This window comes from Staphylococcus sp. GDY8P120P (assembly GCF_017892065.1).
In the GTDB taxonomy this organism is placed as follows: domain Bacteria; phylum Bacillota; class Bacilli; order Staphylococcales; family Staphylococcaceae; genus Staphylococcus; species Staphylococcus nepalensis.
Map to the genome: position 1 here is coordinate 16044 of NZ_JAESKI010000026.1, position 21837 is coordinate 37880.

Below are 21837 nucleotides of genomic sequence, written 5' to 3' on the forward strand. Positions count from 1 at the left end.
GCGCTAAGCTAAATAAGTGAACAAAGGGTGTATGTTATGCAGAAATTTTTGAAATGGATTGAAAAAGTATTGATGCCACCCATGGCTAAAGCATCCGAACAGAGACATTTGACCTCTATTCGCGATGGTATTATTGCAACACTACCTTTAATTATTGTTGGTTCATTTTTTACTTTATTTGCATCGCCACCGATACCTGCTTTGGAAAAATTAGTAGAACCACATGCTGAAAAAATAATGATAGCCAATAGGATGACGTTAGGATTAATGGCAGTTTATGCTGCGTTTTCAATGGGGTATAGTCTGGCGAAATCCTATAAAATGGATGGGCAGGCAGGCGGCTTACTTTCACTTGCCACATTTCTAATGATGACTTTACCGGTTAATTTGGATGATAAATTACCTCAAAGGGATGCAATGGGTTACGTGTTACCTATGGCTGACTTAGGTGGCTCCGGGTTGTTTGTAGCGATTATATCAATGATATTTGCTGTTGAAATGATGCGTTTAGTAGTGAAATCAGGTTTTACAATTAAAATGCCAGACCAAGTACCGGGATCAGTTGCACGTTCTTTTGAATCTTTGGTACCTGCGATAGTGATTATCGTTATATCTTGGTTTGTAAGAGTCATATTAAATATAGATTTAAATGCGATTATTAATAAAATTTTTGAACCATTAGGCAATTTTGCGGGTGACAGTTTATTAGGCGCTTTAATCCCAGTATTCTTCATAGTGCTTTTATGGTCAGCTGGTATACATGGCGTGGCTGTCATGGGTGCAGTATTCCAACCCATTTGGTTTTCTTTATTAGACCAAAATATCGATGCTAAAGCTGCAGGTGAGCCGTTACCACATATTATTGTTGAACCATTTTTCCAATGGTTTGTATGGATAGGCGGGGCAGGCGCAACACTTAGTTTGTGTATATTGATGATATTTTCAAAATCAGAATATTTGAAGAAGGTCGGTCGCTTCTCCATTATACCCAGCATATTTAATATTAACGAACCACTTATATTTGGTGCGCCATTAGTAATGAATCCGATTCTTGCTTTACCATTTATAGGCATTCCACTGATTTTAACAACGATTACTTATTTTGTATTTAAGTTAGGTTTGATTGCAAAGATTACAATATTAGCACCGTGGACGTTACCCGGACCTTTGGGTGCATTATTTGCCACAAACGGTGATTGGCGAGCCCTTGTGTTGGTAGTATTTAACCTTATAGTAGCAGTTATCATTTATTATCCATTCTTCAAAATGTATGAACGTAAAATGATAGAACAAGAACAAGGTAACATAAACGATCCGTTAAACGATGATTAAATGAGATGGGGGATTAGATGAGCGAGCAAAATGAACAATCTATATTCGAAATCATTTCACATGGTGGAAATGCAAGAAGCTTAGCATATGAAGCGCTTGATGCGGCAACAGAATTTAATTTTGAACAAGCCAACCAATTTATGGAACAAGCGAAGCAAGAAATGAGTAAAGCACATAATATACAAACAGAGCTTATACAATCTGAAATAAATGGTGACAAAGTAGAAACATCGTTATTAATGATTCATGCTCAAGATCACTTGATGACAGCCATTAGTGAGAAAAATTTAATTGAAAAAATGATTGTTTTATATAAAAAATTAGAAGAGAAGTGTTGATATGATACGATTTGTTTATATTATATTATTGTTTTTTCTTGTATTTTGCTGCTACAAAATAGCTCATTTTATAGTAAACAAATTCAATTTTAATAGATGGGTATTACTTGTAGCGATTCCATTTATCATTGTTGTCCCAGTATTGATATTTGAAAAGATTAATATATTGGGGTGGGGCGCTATGTTGTTTTTATTAATATTTGCAAGTATTCTCTTTTTTGAAAAATCACGTGTACTTATTGATAAACGACAAATGAGAGGCATTTTGTATAAATCAGATAAGGAGTAAATGTATATGCATAAATTAGGAATATCAGTTTATCCGACACAATCTTGTTTAGAAGAAATGATTCATTATATTGAATTAAGTGCGAAATATGGGTTTAAACGTGTATTCACAAATTTATTATCAGTAAAAAATGATGATGAAGCGGTATTTCAAAAGTTTAAATCAGTTGTTAGAGTTGCTACAGAAAACAATATGATAGTTATTGCAGATATTAATCATAAAGTGTTTAAAGATTTGAATTTAACGCTTAAAGATTTATCCTTTTTTAAATCATTAGGTGTATCAGGCATACGCGTGGACGCTGGGTTTTCAGCCCAAGAAATAGCACAAATGAGTTATAACCAAGAGCATATGTTTGTAGAATTAAATATCAGTGTGAGCGCAACTTTTATTGAAGATGTCTTAAGTTATAAACCCAATTTGAACCAACTTATAGGTTGCCATAACTTTTATCCTCAAACATACACTGGTTTATCTTACAACCGTTTGATAACTACGAGCGAGTCTTATAAAAAAAATGCTATTAAAACTGCAGCTTTTGTGACTTCACAAGAAGGAAAGATAGGGCCGTGGAAGATTATGGAAGGTTTGCCTACTTTAGAAAGCCATAGAAATTTACTTACAACAGTACAAGCCAAGCATTTATTAATGACAAATGTAATAGATGATTTATTGATTGGTAACGCATTTGCTTCTGAATCAGAATTGCGAGCACTCTCAGAAATTAATTTGACTATGCCTAGCTTTGATGTTTATTTGAGTAATGATATTACGTCATTAGATAGAAAAGTCATCGAAAAAGAATTTCATTTTAACCGAGGGGATGTATCAGACTACGTGATACGTTCAACTATGAGTCGTGTGCATTATAAAAATGAAGATTTCCCTCCAAATAATACAAACCAAATTGTTAAAGGAGATATTATGATTTGTAATGAGGCATACGGGCATTACAAAGGTGAAATGCAAATCGCATTACAAGATATGGTAAACAAAGGTTATAAAAATGTCATAGGCCATGTTAGAAAAGAAGAGCATTTTTTATTAGATTTACTTGAACCTTGGCAACCATTTGAATTAAAAGTAATATCTTAAAAACCATGTCATTGAATTACGAACGATGTCACAAAAGGATACAGAGCAGTTGCCTGTTTAAAGCTTACCGATTATATTACGAATTGTTAAAAGGAAAGCAACAAAATATGATTTAAAAAATAGGAAACGCATTTACTGCAGGAGAGAGGTTAGTCTACCCACCATTGAAGCAAAGGATTGGGAGCTACGGTACTCGCCAATCCTTTTTAGTATAACAAATCATCTTAGGTTTTTATTTGTATAATGGCTATTGAGGGCATTCATAGGGGTTAAAGTCGAGTGGCATAGGGGTAGCGAATCCTAGCATCACAAAGTCTTCGTCGCCTGTATTGGTCATATCATGGGCATCGCCTGGAAATGATACAAATATATCACCTGCTTGGATGGTTTTTTGATTATTATTGTTTGTGAAAAATGTACCTTTGCCTTGGAGAACAATCCAAACATCATCTGCATCTTTGTGTGTGTGACAAGGCAATGTTTGACCTGGTTTTAGACACCAAACAGCACCGGCTGAATGTGTTGATTCATAGAATATTGTTTTTTTCGCTGCTTCATCAGAAAAATGTTGTAAATCATTAATTTTAAAAAAACGGTTAGATGTGTGTAACATAGCTTTCACTCCTGTCAGTTCACAATATAATTGGGTGTTTCACCGCTAAGTTGTTTCACTACGTTTGTCGCTGCAATATCAGCCATCATATCTCTTGCTTCAAAAGTTGCATTACCAATGTGTGGTGTAATGACTACATTTTTCATTGATTTAAGCGCTTCTGTTATTTGTGGTTCGAATTCAAATACATCCAGTGCAGCACCTTCAATCACGCCTTCTTTAAGTGCTTTGACTAATTCGGCCTCATAAACAATTGGCCCTCTAGATGCATTGATTAAGTATGAAGTTGGTTTCATTTTTTGAATCGCTTGGTAATCAATCATATGCTTTAATTGTTCATTATACGAACAATTTATAGTTACAAAATCTGAACGTTCTAAAAGTGCATCGAGTGTGACGTATTCAGCATTTAATTCAGCTTCTTTATCTTTATAGCGATTTGGCCCTGTGTAAAGCACACTCATATCAAACCCTTTAGCACGTCTTGCAACTGCCATACCGATTTCTCCTAAGCCGATAATACCAATTGTTTTACCTGATACTTCACGTCCTCTAAAGAATAAAGGGGACCAACCATTGAATCCTTCGTTACGGCAAAGTTGATCGCCTTCAGGAATACGGCGAGCGACAGCCAATAAAACGCCCATCGTTAAATCTGCTGTTGCATTTGTGGAAGCAATCGGTGTATTCGTAACATCAATATGGTGTTCACGGGCAGCTTGGATGTCAATGTTATTAAAACCAGCACCATAGTTAGCTATGATTTTTAGTTTTGGCGCCGATTCAATGACTTTTCGGCTCACGTTAGTAGACAATAAAGTGATTAATGCATCTGCATCTTGAACTTTTTGAATTAATAATGCTTCAGAAATTAACGTTTTACCTGTGTACATATCAACCTCAAAATGTTTTTCAAGTTGACTAAGTCCCATTTCAGGGATTGCGCCTGCGATAAAAACCTTTTTCATAAAAATCGTCTCCTTTTATTATGTGAAAATATTCACAATATTTATCTTAAGTGTAGCATCTATCTAGTGATTAGGTATGTCTAAAATGATGAACTCAAAGTTTCGTTTTGTATAAAACAAACAAATTTTATGAGATATGTATCGGGATCAGGCATTTCACTCATTAAGCACTGGGTACAAGATAGCACACCTATTTCTAAAGAAGATCTGATTGATCATTTTTATAATCTAATGAATAATGGGACAGCTAGTATGATTAAAAAATAAAATATATTAATAGAGCGTCTTACTACAATGATTAAACGCTTGAAAAATAACTTGAAAAAACGCTGTATACATTTATACAGCGTTTTTTATGATGATTATGAGTGGAAGGCAATCTATCTAGCTAATGGTTATACTGTTTAATTCTTTTAGTGTTTGACTTGTTCTAGACTCAATTAGAACCGGCACAGTGTATTACAGAATGCCGATGAGTTTCATCCAAAGAGATCCTAAACCAATCCATATAATAAAATAAACGATACCTAAGATAAAATTCATTGTCCACCAACGTTTTTGGCTTATATAACCAGCCGCGTATAATATTGGCGCAGGTCCACTACTATAATGTGTTGTCGAAGCCAATAGATTACCGAAGAAACCTAACATGAGCGCACTGTATAACGGTGGCGCCCCGGCTGCAATAGCAACGCCTAACAGTGCAGCGTACATTGCGCTAACATGAGCAGTAGCGCTAGCAAATAGATAATGTGAATAGAAATAGAAAATGAGTAACATAACCAGTACGATTGGCCAACTAAAGCCACCTAAACTTGTTGCAATCAGTTTACTTAACCATGGGATAAAGCCTAGTTTATTTAATTGATCAGCCATTAATACAAGTACTGAGAACCAGATTAATGTATTCCATGCACCTGTTTCATTTAAAATATCTTTCCAGTTTAATACGCCAGTAATGAGTAATAATGATAGTGCGATAAATGCAGTCAATGTAGCATCAATTTGAATTAGGCTGCCTGTAACCCAAAGCGTCAATGCTATGATAAAGATGACAATCATAAATTTTTCTGGTATTGAGATTTTGCCCATTTTAGTTAACTCATTATCTGCCCAATTTTTAGCGTTAGGCGTTTGTTTAATACTTGGTGGGTATATTTTATAAATAATGAATGGAACAATAATGAGAGAAAGTAATCCAGGGACTAGGGCAGCTAAAAACCAATTCATCCATGTTATATGTACTTGAGCAGTACTTTCTGCAAGGTTTTGAGCGAGGGGATTACCAGCCATAGCAGTTAAAAACATTGCAGCAGTAATTAAATTACCTTGAAATTCTGTGAAAATTAGAAACGCGCCCATTTTTCGCTCAGATCCTTGCTTAGGGTCTGAACCAAATGATTCTGATAGAGATTTAATAATTGGAAACATAATACCACCCGCACGGGCCGTATTGCTTGGTGTAGCAGGGGCTAATATAAGATCGACACCTACAAGCGCATAGGCGAGACCTAATGTTTTTTTACCAAATCGTTTCACAAATCTTAGAGCGATGCGACGTCCTAGTCCTGTTTTTACAAAGCCTCTTGAGATAAAAAAGGCTATGACAATAAGCCAAATGCTATTATTACCAAACCCTTGCACAGCCGTTTTTATATCGGCAACACCAGTCAACACCATAAAAGTAAAACCTAATATGGATACAGCACCAATTGGCATAGGTTGCGTAATACAAGCGATAATAGTTGATACAAAAATAGCAAACATATACCAAGCTTGTATGCTTAATGATTCTGGCTTAAGGGGGGTCAGTGCCCAAATCAGTATACCGATGACAAGGGGGAGAATGAATTTGCGGTATCTTATTGAATTTTGCATATTGAACTTTCCTTCTTTCTACACAGATTACTCATTACAATTATCAATCTACCCTTATAAAAAAGTGCTGTAAAGAAAAAGAATGGAAAAAAATTATATATTTAGCAATAATTTTTTTAATGATCAACGCAAACGTGTATTTACAAAAAAGAGCTATGAAATATTTCTTATGGCAATGTGAAAAATATAATAGTTAAAGTAACTATTCACATTTTGTTTAAATTAATATATTCTTTAAAATATAATATATATCAAATTTTATGAGGTGAGTATATGAATAAATTTTCAAAATATGTTGTGACATTTTCACTGTCAGCGGTATTTTCAGTTGCTGCGCCACTCTCTACATACACATCAATTGCTAACGCTAGTGGGGGCAGTGCACCGGTCGTTGAACAACAGGATCAGCAGCAAGAAAAAGTGAATTTAGGTACTGAAAATACGATGGCTGTTTCATGGTATCAAAATTCCGCTGAAGCAAAAGCATTGTATTTGCAAGGGTATAACAGCGCCCAAGTCCAATTAGATAAAGAAATTAAAAAGAATAAAGGGGATCATAAACTTGCAATCGCATTAGATTTAGATGAAACAGTTTTAGATAATTCTCCTTATCAAGGTTATGCATCCTTAAATAACAAAGTACATCCAGAAGGTTGGCACGAGTGGGTAGAAGCTGCAACAGCGAAACCTGTATATGGTGCAAAGGAATTTCTAAAATACGCTGATCAAAAAGGGATAGCTATTTATTATATTTCTGATAGAGACCAAGACAAAGATTTTAAAGCGACACAAAAGAATTTAAAAGCGCAGGGTATTCCACAAGCAACAGAAGATCATATTTTGTTAAAAGGTAAAAATGATAAAAGTAAAGAATCACGTAGACAAGCAGTAGAAAAAGACCATAAGTTAGTTATGTTATTTGGTGATAACTTGTTAGATTTTGGAGAACCTAAAAAACCTACTGCTGAAGAACGTGAAAAATTTGTGCAAAAACACAAAGACGAATTTGGTAAGAAATACATTATTTTCCCAAATCCTATGTATGGTAGTTGGGAAGGCACATTGTATAATAACGACTTTGATATTAGCGATGAACAAAAAGACGCATTAAGAAAAGAATCTATTAAACAGTTTAACCCATCCACAGGCGAAGTAGAATAATAAAGAGAGACAATGGAAACACGTTACATGGTATGGCCTTTATTGGATTAAACGAAAACTAGCTTGATCCATTTTAGGATAGAGATAGAATAAGCATAGATTGAAGAAGTAAGATTGAAAACCAACGGGGCAGTATTCAGATGCCTGAGTTCACTATAGTCAATTAATGAAAACAACTGATTATATGAGTTTAAAATGAACGAAGTGTTTCACGTGAAAAAATAAAATATATAAAAAAGTCTATTGACATGCTGTTTCGAACTATGCCAATAGACTTTTAGGTTGAGAAGATTATTGTGCTGTATAACCGCCGTCAATAACGATGGCTTGACCTGTAACGCTTTTAGCTTTGTCACTGGCAATAAATACAGAGTAATCAGCTACTTCTTGTATATCAACTAGTTGTTTTTGAGGAATTAACGGAAATAGCACTTCATCCAATACTTGCTTGATACTGACATTTCTCGTTTTCGCAAGATCTTCCATCTGGCCACGCACGAGTGGCGTATCAATATAACCAGGGCATATTGCATTGACAGTAATGCCGTCTTGTGCGGTTTCTAAAGCAGTCACTTTTGTTAAACCTATAATACCATGTTTGGCACTGTTGTAAGCAGATTTGCCAGAAAAGCCGACAAGTCCATTAATAGAAGACATATTTAAGATACGCCCATATTGCTGATTTTTCATAATAGGTAGCGCATATTTAGTCATAATAAAAGTGCCAACCAACATAATATCGATCATCTGTTTGAATTTATCAGTTGGAAAATCTTCTATATTTGCTACATGTTGCAAACCTGCATTATTGATTAATATATCAATACGGCCATAATGTTTTACAGTTTGATTTACTAAATTTTTAACATCTTCTTCATCGGAAACATCAGCTACAATACCTATACATTCAAAGTTTTTTGTTTGAAATGATTGAACGACATGGTCTAATTTATCTTGATCAATATCAGTAAACACGACTTTTGCACCTTCGTTTAAAAAGACTTTAGCAATTTCTAACCCGATGCCACTAGCGGATCCTGAAATCATTGCTACTTTATCTTTTAACATATCTATCCCTCCATCATTGTTTATAATGTTTAGTTTACATCTATAAAAATGATAAGTAAAATGAATAAATATAATCAAAGGTATAACTTTTAGTAATAGTGAAAGGGGGGAACAAACTTGGAAATACGCCAAATCAGTTATTTTTTAGAAGTTGCACAACAAGGTAGTTTTACCAAAGCATCTCAAACATTACATATTTCCCAGCCAGCGTTAAGTAAAACAATTAAGGCGTTTGAAACAGAACTTGGTGTCGAATTGTTAGACCGTACAGATAAACGTGTAAGACTGACTGATTCTGGAGAAATTGTTTATCAATATGGTAAACAAATACTTAATACAATTTCAACGTTAACTTCAAGTTTAGAAGATAATGCAATGCTTAAAAGCGGTCACATTAAAATGGGTTTGCCTTCCCTCATTGGAATTATGTTTTTCCCTAATATTATGAAGGGGTTTGCTTCAGCCTATCCAGGTATAACAGTGGCGTTAACAGAGGAGGGGACAAACAACGTAATTCATCTTGTAGATAAAGGAGATTTAGATTGCGGTATTGTGATGTTACCTGTGGACCAAAATGATTTTGATGTTATTCCATTGACTCAAGATAGATTGATGTTGTTTTTGCACAAGTCTCATGTACTTGCAAATCATTCTGAGATTTCAATGATGGATGTTAAAGATGAGCCCATGATTTTATTTACTGAAGACTTTACAATGCACGATCGTATTATTCAGGAATGTAATGATTTCGGTTTTCAACCGCATATTGCATATAAAAGTTCGCAATGGGATTTTATCAAAGATATGGTGGAGAATAACTTGGGGATTACTTTTTTTCCTGGCTCACTTAATCGCAAAATAAATAAAGAGAAAATCATTTCATTACCCATCACCGATCCTTATATACCTTGGAAAGTAGGTATTATTGTAAAAAAAGGCAGTCATCGTTCTTTTGCTACTCAAGCTTTGATTGATTATATATTAGATAGTGATCTTTAGATGTACTATAACTATGAGTTATAGCAATGATGACGATTATGTATTTAACAAATCGTTTGTTCAATCTTATAGTATTAATTGTTCAGAGATAGATTTGAATGAATACATGGGAGTGATAAACGATGGAAAAGACAAGATACCAACAAGGTATAGATAAATTAATGACATATACATCAGAAACAGGCACAACACATTTACAGATAGCTGAAAATCTTAAAGATATTGCACCAGATGTATCAAAATATATCATGGAATTCGCATACGGTGACATATACTCACGTAACGGGCTAACCAACCAACAGCGTGCATTGGTGACAGTATCATCGTTGATTACACAAGGTACGGAACCGCAATTGGAGTTACACATGAATACCGCATTGACGTCAGGGGTGACAGCAGAAGAACTTGTCGAAGTCATCACACAATTAATACCATATACTGGATTTCCACGTGTATTAAATGCCTTAACTGTAGCTAAAAAAGTGTTTGCGGACAGAGATATTTCCGTTGATACACGTAAAGTAGAACAATCCCAATCCTTATAATTGAACAGATGGATGACAATATATTACCTGCTATATTTAATAAACAGTTTATAATTAAATGATTGGAGAACATGTATATTATATTGCGAGTGTTGGGACGGTGTATGGTAAACTTTGGCCAAAATAAATAATATAATAGTATGACAAATGATTTTTAAAACGCGATTATACACTTTAGAGCGAGAATGCAGATGCTTATTGTAACTGTGTTTTCGCTTTTTTATAAAAATGATGATAATAGTGACTTTGAAAATTCGAAAATAAATTTATTTTAACCTAAAATAATTGTATAATTGATTTTTAAAACGTTTTATAATATAAATGGGTTGTAACAACTGTATATATACATATAAAAATAGTTTGTTGTATAAAGCCAATAGGAGGGGTATGTAAAGCGTAGAGGAGCATACTTTCATCACTTTGATTACAGAAAAACAAAGCAAAACTCTAAATTTACAATATGGATAACTTTAATTATCACATTAATATTTATAGTAGTAATATTTATCGGTGGCATGGTTTCCAACATTTTAACGTTGATATTAGATTCATTTCATATGTTAAGTGACGTTTTAGCATTGAGCTTGTCTATGGTAGCTATTTATTTTGCGGCTGGAAAAATCAACTGTTCGCTTATCTTTGGCTTTCTTAGATTGAAAATACGAGCTGCTTTTTTGAATGTTTAGCACTAACCATGTTATCACCACAGAACACCCTCCTTTTGAGCGCTCATGTAGTGTTTGATAGCGCTTCTGAAGAGAAAGCATATGAAACCATATAATAATATATCTCGATTATTAGAGCATCAATATCACATGAAACATACCACGTTACAAATTGAGAATCTTAAATTTAATAGTCATTCCAAAAGTATTTTGAGAATTTGGAGAAATAAACGTTTAATATGGTATTTAAAACGATTACTTTTTAACAGATAACTCCCCAAATAGTTATTAAGTGTAAAGATGGAAATGAGTTTAACGTTGCACTTATGTATGCGATTTGGGTATTTTTTATGGCATATCTTTCATTTTAATAAAAACGTACATCATCATAGTTTTAATTGATTAAAATAAACTATATAATTTTAAGCATTAACCAAGAAAGGTGTTTATGATGGGACAATATCATATTAAAAAACCATTAAACAATAATGTTATTATTTGTACACGTCAGCAAAAAGAAGTAGTAGTTATTGGCAAAGGTATCGGTTTTAATAAGAAACCTGGGATGGTCGTGGATGACGAAGCAATGATAGAAAAAATTTATGCATTGGAACATAAGACACAACAAGAACATTATAAAGCGCTCATTGAAGAAGCAGATGACGCTGTTATCCAAGCGGTTATTGATGCAATTAATATGATTACCAATTCAGATATAGAAATTGACGGCAATCATTTAGTTGTTTCACTAACAGATCATATTATATTTGCATATAAACGGTTGAAACAAAACCAATATATTAGTAATCCATTTACGATGGAAACCAAACACTTGTACCCTGAAGCATATAAAATATCCGCTTCAGTTATTCACCAACTTAATTCAGTGTTACCAATTCAATTCCCAGAAGACGAAATTGGTTTTATTGCATTACATATTGCGTCTAATATGGAAAATTTAACGATTAGCCAAATGAATCATATTAATGATTTAATTAGCAAATGCATTCAAATTATAGAGCATGATTTACATCAATCTATAGATATGTCATCTATACAATATCAACGCTTTATTAGGCATGTTCAATTCTTAATTAGAAGACTTAGTAAAGGCGAGACGATCAAGTCACAAACTGAATTTGAGAATATGTTGAAAGCGCATTACCCCTTGTGCTATAATATAGCGGTCAAGATAATGAAAATGATGCAAAAACAATTAGGTGTAACAGTATATGAAGCGGAAGTTGTATATCTGACAATTCATATCAACCACTTAACACAATAATAAATGAAGCACGTGTAACTGATTCGATCAGGCATGAGTACTTAGACCGAGCAAAAGCTCAGTTTATTTACTCATGCCTTTTTTTGTGTCTTTAAACTTGTTTTGACGCAAATACATAGAAACGCACATAAATTCATAGCTCAGTTTATGAAATAAATAGAGTTTCTTGAAAATGGAGGATTATACAGTATGTGGAAGAAATTTTTTGGTCAGCTGCAACGTATAGGTAAAGCACTCATGTTACCTGTTGCAATCTTGCCAGCTGCTGGTTTGTTATTAGCATTTGGTACGGTTTTACAAGGAGAAGTATTACAATCATACATACCTTTTATTAAAATGGATGGTTTTCAACATGTAGCGCAAATGATGGAGGGCGCTGGTGTTGTTATTTTTGATAATTTACCAATGATCTTTGCGTTAGGTGTGGCCATCGGTCTAGCTGGGGGTGACGGCGTAGCTGCCATCGCTGCGTTTGTTGGTTTTATGATTATGAATAAGACAATGGGCGCATTTTTAGGTATTACACCTGATAATGTCGATGATGCAGCAAGTGGTTATGCAAGCGTATTAGGTATTCCAACTCTACAAACGGGTGTCTTCGGTGGTATTATTATCGGTGCGCTTGCTGCATGGTGTTATAATAAATTCTATAACATTTCGTTACCGAGTTATTTAGGGTTCTTTGCTGGTAAACGATTTGTACCTATTATGATGGCAACATGTGCGTTTATACTAGCTTTTCCAATGGCGTGGATTTGGCCAACGATTCAACACGGTTTAAATGCATTCAGTGAAGGTTTGTTGGATTCAAACACTGGTATAGCAGTGTTTTTATTTGGATTTATTAAACGCCTACTGATTCCATTTGGTTTACATCATATTTTCCATGCACCATTTTGGTTTGAATTTGGTAGCTTTAAAACTGCTGCCGGACAAATCATTCATGGGGACCAACGTATTTTTATTGCTCAAATTACTGAAAACGTACCGTTAACTGCTGGTAAATTTATGGGTGGAGAATTCCCAGTGATGATGTTTGGACTTCCAGCAGCAGCATTAGCGATTTATCACTCAGCAAAGAAAGAAAATCGTAAAGTAGTTGGTGGATTGATGTTATCAGGCGCTTTAACTTCATTCTTAACAGGTATTACGGAGCCATTAGAATTCTCATTCTTATTTGTAGCGCCACTTTTATTTTTTATTCATGCAGTTTTAGATGGACTTGGCTTCTTGATTATGTATGTATTAAATGTTCATTTAGGTTATACATTCTCAGGTGGATTTATTGATTTCTTATTGCTGAATATTTTACCAAATAAGACATCATGGTGGCTTGTGATTCCAGTAGGTATCGTTTATGCAGTGATGTATTACTTTATATTTAGATTCATTATTAAAAAATTAAATTATAAAACACCTGGTAGAGAAGATAAAGAAATGCAAAGCAATACTGTATCAGTGAATGAGTTACCATTTAAAGTATTAGATGCAATGGGTGGTAATGCAAATATTAAACATCTTGATGCGTGTATTACACGTTTAAGAGTAGAAGTTAATGACAAGTCTAAAGTCGATGTTGAAGCACTAAAACAATTAGGCGCTTCGGGTGTATTAGAAGTGGGTAATAATATGCAAGCTATTTTTGGACCTAAATCAGATCAAATCAAACACGACATGGCACAAATTATGGCAGGTAATATTACCAAACCTGAAGAGACAACAATAGAAAATGAAGATACGAATCAAGCAGTTGCTATTGAAGGAGAAACAATTTATGCACCACTTAAGGGTCATGTAGTACCATTAAGTGAAGTTCCTGACCAAGTATTTAGTGATAAATTAATGGGAGATGGTATTGCCATTCACCCTGAAAATGGAGAGGTTGTTGCACCATTCGATGGTATAGTAGAACTTGTGTTTCCTACCAAACATGCAATAGGTTTAAAATCTGAAGCAGGTGTAGAAGTATTAATTCATTTCGGTCTAGAAACGGTTGGATTAAAGGGAGAAGGTTTCGAAGTTCATGTAGAGTCAGGCGACGAGATTACAAAGGGTCAAACGTTAATGACAGTTGATTTAAGTTACATTAAAGCAAATGCGAAAAGCGATATTACACCAATTATTGTCACAAATTCTGGAGAACACGAGATTAAATCATCACGTGATGGCACAGTCGATCAAGGTGAAGTTTTAATTAAATTATAATAATATAAATAACTTTCTTAATACATGGTAGACATGTTGCACTGTATCCTATTTGCAGAAGGAAGTTAAAAACACTTTCGTTTGATTCATACTAAAATGAATTGATACGAGGGTGTTTTTTTATGAAAAGTGTTACTTATTTATTAGAATTTAAAAATAAGGTAATAGAAATTAAATGCGTGGTATACACAAAAAAACAAAATTACGTATTACTTAAATGTTTAATTAGATATTCAAATATTACTTTTTTGAAAATAGATGTAAACTTAAATAATATTAGATGTTTTATACATAGTAGTTTATAATATATAGGACATAATTATTAAATCATTCAAAATAAATAATTAATTTACTAGCATCGTAACATGAAAAATAACGATTTAAGTAAATACAATAGTGAAAATGAGGGAAAAGCATGATTTATACAGTAACAAGTACATTACCGCCAGTACATGGTGGTAGAACGAAAGCGTTGTTAAGTCGTATTAAATTGATTGATACGGAATTAGGCGTAACGAGCAAAATTTTTACAACGAATTATAATGCAAATTACGCTTCAGTATATGAAAAATTTATTAATGAAGGAAAAGTAACGAAAAATACAGAGTTTGAAAATTTATATGATTGGTTGAGTGGTTTTAAATTATTGGAGACACCTAAAAAGAAATTTAAAAATCAACCAAAATATCAAACGACAAATCGTAAAATCAAAGGTTTAACGGATGAATCATCAAAAAACGGGAACATTATACGTTATTTTAATGAAAATCAATATGTACTTTATCGCAAATATTATCAGTCTAGTGATGTTATGCAATTTGAAGATTTTATGTCGCCGATTAGTGCAAAAAGATTAGAACGCTGGGAATACAATATGTTTGGTCAATTACATCGCAAAATCTATTACCTACATAACCCGTTTGCAAAATCATACGAAGTATATTTTGACACACAGGAAAATGTATATTGTAAAAAGTTTTTTAAAAACGATAAAGATAACACGTTAGACTATATTCAAATTTATAAGAATAGTAGGCCTTATTTAGCTTTTAGTAGTGAGAGGGATTTGTTTAAATATTATTTCGAACAACGTTTTAATGATAACGACATCGTATTTAATGACGCAAGGTTATTAGATAAACCGTTATTAACGCAATCTAATGCTACGAAAAACATCCTAGTATTTCATAGTAGTCATCTAAATGGAGAAAAAGTAAAAGGTTCTTATAAATTTGCACTAGAACACCCTGACAAAGTTGAAAAGTACATTATATTAACGCATAAGCAAACCTATGATATTCAAAAAGAAACAGCGATTGATCAGCATCGTTTTGCAGTTATACCACATTCCATGGAACCCTATCCACGTGATAATAATATTGAGCAATTAAATAGATTTATCTATTTAGGCAGAATAGGTAAAGCTAAACAAGTAGATCATTTAATTAAGGCATATAAACAGTTTTTAGACAGTGGATACGATATGAAATTAGCAATATTTGGAAAAGACGAAGACGGGCAGAAAGAAGCATTGTTAGACTTAATCGAGCAATTTGGTATTCAAGATAAAGTAGAGATTAATGAATATACAAACACACCTTTAAAAGAGTTCCAAAAATCAAAAGCTGCATTGTTAACAAGTAAATTTGAAGGATTTGGGTTAACTGTAATGGAAAGTATTGAAGTTGGTTGTCCAGTGATTTCTTATGATGTTAGATATGGGCCGTCAGAGATTATTAAACATGGGGAAAATGGTTATCTAGTTGAACCGGATGATATTAATGCCTTTACAGAATATATGGTGAAAATTATAGAAGAGCCATTTGAACATGTTGAGACCAGATCAGAACTAAGTCATAAAAAAGCTGTAGAAAACTATAATAAACTATTTCAAGATATAGGTCATACTAAATAAATGAGTATGATAGACATTTTTATAAAGTCTACTTATTAATAATTTAAACATTCGACTTAAAAATGTGAATATATAACGTAAAAGCAGTTGCCATTCTCAAACTCAAGATGGTAACTGTTTTTTAACGTACAAGAGATTGATATATTTTACGTCTTTACGTCATTTTTGTGTTATTGTTACGAAGTTTTTTTGTCTTCATAAAGCGGATATCATAAAAAAAGAAATAACATTTTAAGCGTTATAGTTTTGCTATTGTTAATAATAAAAGATAAAAATACTAGCAAAAGCTTTGTCTCTTATATACGGCGTGTTATATTAATGATAAATGCAATTAATTACTTAGCTATTATATTGTATATTATATTAGTTTTAATTTTATTTTTTAAAGGAGTAACAATGAATAAGTTTAAATTATTGGTTGCCATGTTGTGTTTGATTTTAGTTGGATGCTCGAACCAAGAGAGTGAACCTCATCATGCAGATAGCAAAAATCATGAAAAAAAGCAAAATCAAAAAAATGAAGATAAACATAATAAAACAGTTAAGAATGGTGTTACTTATATCGATGAGATTTTAGTTGTAAATAAAGATATTTCCTTACCAGCACATTTTAACCCGGGTGAGAACGAAGTGGCCCGTGAAGCGCTACATAAATTTTTAAACGATGGTAATAAGAAAGGATATCATTTATCAAGTGCGAGTGGTTTTAGAAGTTACCAAACTCAAGAACAATTATTTAATCGTTATGTTCAAAGAGATGGAAAAGCAGCTGCCAATAAATATAGTGCTAAACCAGGTCATTCAGAACATCAAACTGGTTTAACATATGATATTGTTTCTGAGAACACAGATACTAACTTCAAAACATCATTTGGCAAGACGGAAGAAGGGCAATGGATAAAACATAATGCGCATAAATATGGGTTTATTATAAGATATCCTAAGGGCAAAACGCATATAACTGGTTATCAATATGAGCCTTGGCATATAAGATATGTAGGAAAAGATACTGCTAAAGCGTTATATAACCATAGCGAAACATTAGAGGAATATTTAGATTTATATCCAAAATAATAGAGTTCACAATTAAGGCATTTTGACTACTTATTATAAATCATTGAGAGAGGAATGAGCATAAGTGTTAAACAAAATAATCGTGGTGAGTCTAAGTTGTATACTCTCTTTAACTATGATAATACCAACATCTTCAGCAACAGCTCAATCAGCAACGTCCCAAGATACATATGAGGAGCAATATAAACCAGAAAGCGTTAGTGTGACAACTCAAACCGGTCAAATTCTTTATCAATCTAATGATGACAAAGTAACAGATCCAGCTTCTCTAACTAAAATGATGACAATGTATTTGACCTTTGATGCTATAGAAAACGGGGATATAAAAGCATCAGATAAAATACAGATAACTCAAGATTATGAAAAGATGTCTGAATTACCTCATTTAGCAAGCGTCCCTTTAGAGATGGAACAAGCTTATACGATTGATCAATTTTTAAGACAGATTACTTTAGAATCAAGTAATGCAGCGACACTGATTTTAGGTGAAAAAATAGCTGGTTCAACGTCGACATTTACAAACCAAATGAATGATAAAGCTAAAAAGATTGGTATGGAGCATACGCATTTTGTAAATCCTACAGGCGCAGATAATCAACTATTACACCAATATACACCTGAAAAATATAAAAAAGAGCGTAAGACTCAGACAACCTCACAAGATATGATAATTTTAATGCAACACTTATTAAAAGATCACCCTGAGGTTTTAACGTATAGTTCTAAGACGAAAGATAATCAATTTGGTACAGAATTGAAAACTAAAAATCTTTCTTTAAAAGGACAACGGTTTGACTTAAAGGGGGCGGATGGTTTAAAAACGGGGACCAGTGATGAAGGCTACAGTTTAGCGTTAACGAGTAAACGTGATGGTCTGCGTCTTAATGAAGTTATTTTAAATGTTAAGCCTTTTCCAAGCGATAAAGCAAAAAACGAACGTCATAAAATAGCTAATAAACATATCAATAAACAATTTAATAAATATGAATATAGAAAAGTATTAAGCGAAGGCGAACATAAAATTAACGATAAAACATATCATGTACAAAATGATTTGTACGATGTTGTTCCTAAAAAGATGAAGAACGTGAAATTGAATGTAGATAAAGAAGGCAAAGCATACGTGTCTTATAAACGGCAATTTATTAAGGGCACACACGCGCCAAAGGTAGATGTTTCATTAAAGAAAGAGGAAAACAAATTCACGGCTTTTTTCAAAAATTTATTTAGATAAAACATGAATTAAACATTACAAAGTAAACTTCAAACTAATGTATGTTAGAAAACATTGTAGTTTTTAAAGCAATATACAAGGTATCAATACCGTTCGGAAACGTAAAGTTCATTATGAGAAAGTTTAGTTAATTAAAGTTTATGCCACAGAGGATAACTAAATGATTGTTCAAGTAAGTACATCTCTCTAAAAACTGTGCTTGTCTATTTTACTATATTTTAAGTCGTTAAATCATTTATAGTACGAGGAAAATGAGAGGAAAACAAAAATAAATATTGCCTGGGAAATCAATTGCTTAAACGTCTCTTAAGGCTTATGGTAGAAAAGAATAGGAGGTTTGGTTAATGAGTAAAAAATTCATTAATGTATCAATTTATAAACATGATAAGGCATCGGAAATTTTAGTAGAAAATGGTAAGTTCAAGGCTTTTGGCAATAATCTTGGTAAAGCCGATGAAATTATTGATTTAGAAGGGGCATTAGTCTTGCCACCGTATGTTGATGCTCACCTTCATTTAGATTACTATTTTACAGGACAAGATTCGCAAATCAAAAATACATCTGGCACATTGTTTGAAGCTATTGATTTATGGAATGATTATAAGAAAGGCACGACAAAAGAAGAAATGAAATCGCGTATGCGCCAAGCAGTTAATGATGTTGCAAGTTACGGAACACAGTACATTCGTGCGCAAACGGATTGCACGGATCCAAACTTAACTGGTATTAAAGCAGCGCTTGAAGTAAGAGATGAATTAAAAGATAATATTACGATTCAAGTCGTAGCGTTCCCACAAAATGGTATGTATGCCTTTAAAGAAGAAGGTAAAACAGGGCGTGAATTAGTTGAAGAAGCTTTACGATTAGGCGCAGATTGTGTTGGAGGTATTCCACATAATGAATGGAGCCCGGAAGAAGGAGCTGATTCCATTAAAGAAATCGTTAGGCTTGCTATTAAATATGATAAATTAATCGACGTCCATTGTGACGAAACAGATGATACACAAGCACGCTTCTTAGAAAAGTTAAATGCAGAAGCGATGAAACAAGGTTATGGTCAATCTACCACAGCTTCACATACTTGTTCGTTTGGTTCAGCCGATGATGCTTATGCATTTCGAATGATGGGTTTATTTCGTCAATCTGGCTTGAATTTTGTTTCATGCCCAACTGAAAATTTATATTTACAAGGTAGACAAGATACTTATCCAAAAAGAAGAGGGTTAACGCGTGTTAAAGAATTTGTAGATAATGGGATTAATGTTGCTTTTGGGCAAGATTCAATTGTTGATTTATGGTACCCAGCAGGCTCTGGTAATTTAATGAATATTTTAGATAACGGCTTACATGCGACACAATTAATGCGCGAAGAAGATTTTCCGCGTAATTTTGACTTAATTACTTATAATGGAGCAAAATTAATGGGATTAGATGATATTTATGGATTATCTGAAGGAAAACCAGCGAATTTTATTGTACTGGATGCTCCAAATGTATTTGAAGCACAACGCCGACGCGTTGATTGTATTGCATCTATTCGAAATGGAGCATATTTATTTAAAAAAGAGAAACCTAAATATACAACCGAATTAGATATTGATCGCAAAACAAAATAATATACGTACTTTTAATTTTGAGGTCATGCCAACGCTTAAGTCGTTGGTATTTTTTATACGAAAAACGAGCACTGGAACAGTGCCCGCTTATCAATGAAATATATTATAATGATGTGCCATTAGTTGAAATTACATTTTTATACCATTCAAATGAATCTTTTTTCATTCGTTTCATACTGCCATTACCATAGTTGTCTTGATCAACATAAATGTAACCATAACGTTTTGTCATTTCGCTTGTAGACATAGAAATTAAATCGATTGGCGCCCAAGATAAATAGCCAATTAAATCCACACCATCTTGAACAGCTTTTTTAGCTTCACTCATATGTTTGCTTAAGTAATCTATACGATAGTCATCATGTATTGCGCCATCAACCACCTCATCGACTGCGCCTAAACCATTTTCTACAATAAATAATGGTACACGATAACGATCCCATAGCTCATTTAACACAATTCTTAAACCAATCGGATCAATTTGCCAACCCCAATCAGATGCTTCTAAATAGGGATTTTTTAAGCTGTTCATTAAATTACCTTGAGTTGTTTGTCCTTCAGGGGAAATAGAAGATAACATAGACATATAATAACTAAATGATAAGTAGTCAACTGTATGTTGACTAATGATATCTAAATCATTATCTTGAATATCCAATTCAATTCCGTTATCTGCTAAAAATTGTTTGTAATAGTTAGGGTACTCACCTCTGACTTGTACATCTGTATACATTAAATTCATTTGATCTTCTTGCTGTGATTTTAAAACATCTTGTGGGTTACAAGTATATGGATAATGTTTCATACGGGCTATCATACACCCCATTTTGGCATTCGGTATTATTTCTTTTAATTTTTTAGTAGCTAGTGCAGACGCTACAAATTGATGATGGAGCGCTTGATATGAAGCTGCTAAAGGATCATCTAATTTATCTGAAATAATACCGCCACCTGTGAAAGGCGAAATATTAATAACATTGATTTCATTAAATGTTATCCAGTATTTGACGTCATGTTTATAGCGGTTAAAAACAGTTTCAGCATAGTGAACAAAATGATTAATGACATTACGATTTATCCAACCATTGTACTTTTCTGTTAAACCAAAAGGTGTTTCATAATGACTTAGTGTTACAACAGGCTCAATATTGTATGATTTTAATGTGTTGAATACATCATCATAAAAAGCAAGACCGGCTTCATTAGGTTCTTTTTCGTAACCTTTTGGGAAAATACGTGCCCAATTTATGGACATCCTAAATGCTTTGAATCCCATTTCAGCAAATAGTTTAATGTCTTCTTTATAGTTATGATAAAAATCTATACCATCACGTTTAGGGAAACGACCTTGATACTGTCCGGAAGTAACTTTATCAATAAAATCTGAAGTTACTTCCATATGATTATCCCCGGTACGTTGGTCTTTAGGAATATATTCTGAGAAGTCCGCACTAGATAACCCTTTACCGTCTAAATTATATGCGCCTTCGATTTGATTAGCAGCTGTAGCGCCGCCCCATAAGAATCCTTTTTTAAATCCGTTGATTTTTTCCATAT

Annotated in this window: 18 protein-coding genes and 1 pseudogene; 14 read left to right on the forward strand and 5 right to left on the reverse strand. The window is 33.3% G+C overall.

Annotation, left to right across the window (positions count from 1 at the left end; all coding sequences use genetic code 11):
- Positions 1 to 36 precede the first annotated feature (36 nt).
- Genes KA900_RS12725 through KA900_RS12740 form a run of 4 tightly spaced genes read left to right on the forward strand, consistent with a single transcriptional unit; the run spans position 37 to position 3054 of the window.
- On the forward strand, positions 37 to 1332 hold the full coding sequence (locus KA900_RS12725) for a PTS sugar transporter subunit IIC (protein WP_103373284.1): 1296 nt from the start codon (positions 37 to 39) through the stop codon (positions 1330 to 1332).
- 17 nt (positions 1333 to 1349) lie between these two features.
- Positions 1350 to 1670, forward strand: coding sequence for a PTS lactose/cellobiose transporter subunit IIA (locus tag KA900_RS12730; protein WP_096808124.1), 321 nt, complete (start codon positions 1350 to 1352; stop codon positions 1668 to 1670).
- Position 1671: 1 nt separating this feature from the next.
- Entirely contained in the window at positions 1672 to 1959 is a 288-nt protein-coding gene (locus tag KA900_RS12735; protein ID WP_096808125.1) for a hypothetical protein, read from the forward strand.
- 6 nt (positions 1960 to 1965) lie between these two features.
- On the forward strand, positions 1966 to 3054 hold the full coding sequence (locus tag KA900_RS12740; RefSeq protein ID WP_210139712.1) for a DUF871 domain-containing protein: 1089 nt from the start codon (positions 1966 to 1968) through the stop codon (positions 3052 to 3054).
- Between the two features lie 247 nt (positions 3055 to 3301).
- Here the strand turns inward: KA900_RS12740 and KA900_RS12745 are convergent, their stop codons facing one another.
- From KA900_RS12745 to KA900_RS12755, 3 genes are all read right to left on the reverse strand, one after another.
- Positions 3302 to 3667, reverse strand: coding sequence for a cupin domain-containing protein (locus KA900_RS12745; RefSeq protein ID WP_210139713.1), 366 nt, complete (start codon positions 3665 to 3667; stop codon positions 3302 to 3304).
- A gap of 14 nt (positions 3668 to 3681) precedes the next feature.
- A complete protein-coding gene (locus KA900_RS12750) occupies positions 3682 to 4635 on the reverse strand; it encodes an NAD(P)-dependent oxidoreductase (RefSeq protein ID WP_210139714.1) in 954 nt (317 codons plus the stop codon).
- Between the two features lie 459 nt (positions 4636 to 5094).
- Entirely contained in the window at positions 5095 to 6513 is a 1419-nt protein-coding gene (locus tag KA900_RS12755) for an anion permease (protein ID WP_210139715.1), read from the reverse strand.
- A gap of 273 nt (positions 6514 to 6786) precedes the next feature.
- Between KA900_RS12755 and KA900_RS12760 the strand changes: the two genes are divergently transcribed.
- Positions 6787 to 7674 (forward strand): 5'-nucleotidase, lipoprotein e(P4) family, encoded by an 888-nt coding sequence (locus tag KA900_RS12760; RefSeq protein WP_096808130.1) that lies wholly within the window; start codon positions 6787 to 6789, stop codon positions 7672 to 7674.
- Positions 7675 to 7965: 291 nt separating this feature from the next.
- Here KA900_RS12760 and KA900_RS12765 read toward each other — a convergent pair whose 3' ends face one another.
- Positions 7966 to 8742 carry a 3-hydroxybutyrate dehydrogenase gene (locus tag KA900_RS12765; RefSeq protein WP_210139716.1) on the reverse strand — a complete coding sequence of 259 codons (777 nt, stop codon included), beginning with the start codon at positions 8740 to 8742 and terminating at the stop codon, positions 7966 to 7968.
- Between the two features lie 117 nt (positions 8743 to 8859).
- On the opposite strand from KA900_RS12765, the gene KA900_RS12770 reads away from it, so the two are divergent.
- The 9 genes and pseudogenes from KA900_RS12770 (at position 8860) to KA900_RS12810 (ending at position 20280) form a co-directional block, all read left to right on the forward strand.
- Positions 8860 to 9741, forward strand: coding sequence for a LysR family transcriptional regulator (locus tag KA900_RS12770; RefSeq protein WP_107644296.1), 882 nt, complete (start codon positions 8860 to 8862; stop codon positions 9739 to 9741).
- A gap of 122 nt (positions 9742 to 9863) precedes the next feature.
- On the forward strand, positions 9864 to 10286 hold the full coding sequence (locus KA900_RS12775) for a carboxymuconolactone decarboxylase family protein (RefSeq protein WP_096808133.1): 423 nt from the start codon (positions 9864 to 9866) through the stop codon (positions 10284 to 10286).
- Between the two features lie 398 nt (positions 10287 to 10684).
- A pseudogene (locus KA900_RS12780) lies at positions 10685 to 10966 on the forward strand (cation efflux transmembrane domain-containing protein); the annotation flags it as partial.
- A gap of 436 nt (positions 10967 to 11402) precedes the next feature.
- On the forward strand, positions 11403 to 12236 hold the full coding sequence (glcT, locus tag KA900_RS12785; protein WP_210139717.1) for a glucose PTS transporter transcription antiterminator GlcT: 834 nt from the start codon (positions 11403 to 11405) through the stop codon (positions 12234 to 12236).
- A gap of 189 nt (positions 12237 to 12425) precedes the next feature.
- Positions 12426 to 14441 carry a glucose-specific PTS transporter subunit IIBC gene (gene ptsG / locus KA900_RS12790; RefSeq protein WP_210139718.1) on the forward strand — a complete coding sequence of 672 codons (2016 nt, stop codon included), beginning with the start codon at positions 12426 to 12428 and terminating at the stop codon, positions 14439 to 14441.
- 415 nt (positions 14442 to 14856) lie between these two features.
- The gene (locus tag KA900_RS12795; RefSeq protein ID WP_210139719.1) at positions 14857 to 16356 is read left to right on the forward strand and encodes a glycosyltransferase; all 1500 of its coding nucleotides are present in this window, start codon (positions 14857 to 14859) and stop codon (positions 16354 to 16356) included.
- A gap of 396 nt (positions 16357 to 16752) precedes the next feature.
- Positions 16753 to 17430, forward strand: coding sequence for a M15 family metallopeptidase (locus KA900_RS12800; RefSeq protein WP_210139720.1), 678 nt, complete (start codon positions 16753 to 16755; stop codon positions 17428 to 17430).
- Between the two features lie 64 nt (positions 17431 to 17494).
- Complete coding sequence (gene pbp4, locus KA900_RS12805) at positions 17495 to 18664, forward strand: penicillin-binding protein PBP4 (protein ID WP_210139721.1); 1170 nt, start codon at positions 17495 to 17497, stop codon at positions 18662 to 18664.
- 344 nt (positions 18665 to 19008) lie between these two features.
- Positions 19009 to 20280, forward strand: coding sequence for an amidohydrolase family protein (locus KA900_RS12810; protein ID WP_210139722.1), 1272 nt, complete (start codon positions 19009 to 19011; stop codon positions 20278 to 20280).
- A 103-nt stretch (positions 20281 to 20383) separates the two neighbouring features.
- Here the strand turns inward: KA900_RS12810 and KA900_RS12815 are convergent, their stop codons facing one another.
- Positions 20384 to 21835, reverse strand: coding sequence for a glycoside hydrolase family 1 protein (locus tag KA900_RS12815; protein WP_210139723.1), 1452 nt, complete (start codon positions 21833 to 21835; stop codon positions 20384 to 20386).
- Positions 21836 to 21837 lie beyond the last annotated feature (2 nt).

What these genes read in the sequence shown, in the direction of transcription:
- KA900_RS12800 (WP_210139720.1), top strand. Translation starts at nt 16,753, where the DNA reads ATGAATAAGTTTAAATTATTGGTTGCCATGTTGTGTTTGATTTTAGTT.
- KA900_RS12755 (WP_210139715.1), bottom strand. Translation starts at nt 6,513, where the DNA reads ATGCAAAATTCAATAAGATACCGCAAATTCATTCTCCCCCTTGTCATC.
- KA900_RS12745 (WP_210139713.1), bottom strand. Translation starts at nt 3,667, where the DNA reads ATGTTACACACATCTAACCGTTTTTTTAAAATTAATGATTTACAACAT.
- KA900_RS12740 (WP_210139712.1), top strand. Translation starts at nt 1,966, where the DNA reads ATGCATAAATTAGGAATATCAGTTTATCCGACACAATCTTGTTTAGAA.
- glcT (WP_210139717.1), top strand. Translation starts at nt 11,403, where the DNA reads ATGGGACAATATCATATTAAAAAACCATTAAACAATAATGTTATTATT.
- KA900_RS12810 (WP_210139722.1), top strand. Translation starts at nt 19,009, where the DNA reads ATGAGTAAAAAATTCATTAATGTATCAATTTATAAACATGATAAGGCA.
- ptsG (WP_210139718.1), top strand. Translation starts at nt 12,426, where the DNA reads ATGTGGAAGAAATTTTTTGGTCAGCTGCAACGTATAGGTAAAGCACTC.
- KA900_RS12775 (WP_096808133.1), top strand. Translation starts at nt 9,864, where the DNA reads ATGGAAAAGACAAGATACCAACAAGGTATAGATAAATTAATGACATAT.
- KA900_RS12815 (WP_210139723.1), bottom strand. Translation starts at nt 21,835, where the DNA reads ATGGAAAAAATCAACGGATTTAAAAAAGGATTCTTATGGGGCGGCGCT.
- KA900_RS12725 (WP_103373284.1), top strand. Translation starts at nt 37, where the DNA reads ATGCAGAAATTTTTGAAATGGATTGAAAAAGTATTGATGCCACCCATG.
- KA900_RS12765 (WP_210139716.1), bottom strand. Translation starts at nt 8,742, where the DNA reads ATGTTAAAAGATAAAGTAGCAATGATTTCAGGATCCGCTAGTGGCATC.
- KA900_RS12795 (WP_210139719.1), top strand. Translation starts at nt 14,857, where the DNA reads ATGATTTATACAGTAACAAGTACATTACCGCCAGTACATGGTGGTAGA.
- KA900_RS12750 (WP_210139714.1), bottom strand. Translation starts at nt 4,635, where the DNA reads ATGAAAAAGGTTTTTATCGCAGGCGCAATCCCTGAAATGGGACTTAGT.
- KA900_RS12760 (WP_096808130.1), top strand. Translation starts at nt 6,787, where the DNA reads ATGAATAAATTTTCAAAATATGTTGTGACATTTTCACTGTCAGCGGTA.
- KA900_RS12730 (WP_096808124.1), top strand. Translation starts at nt 1,350, where the DNA reads ATGAGCGAGCAAAATGAACAATCTATATTCGAAATCATTTCACATGGT.
- KA900_RS12735 (WP_096808125.1), top strand. Translation starts at nt 1,672, where the DNA reads ATGATACGATTTGTTTATATTATATTATTGTTTTTTCTTGTATTTTGC.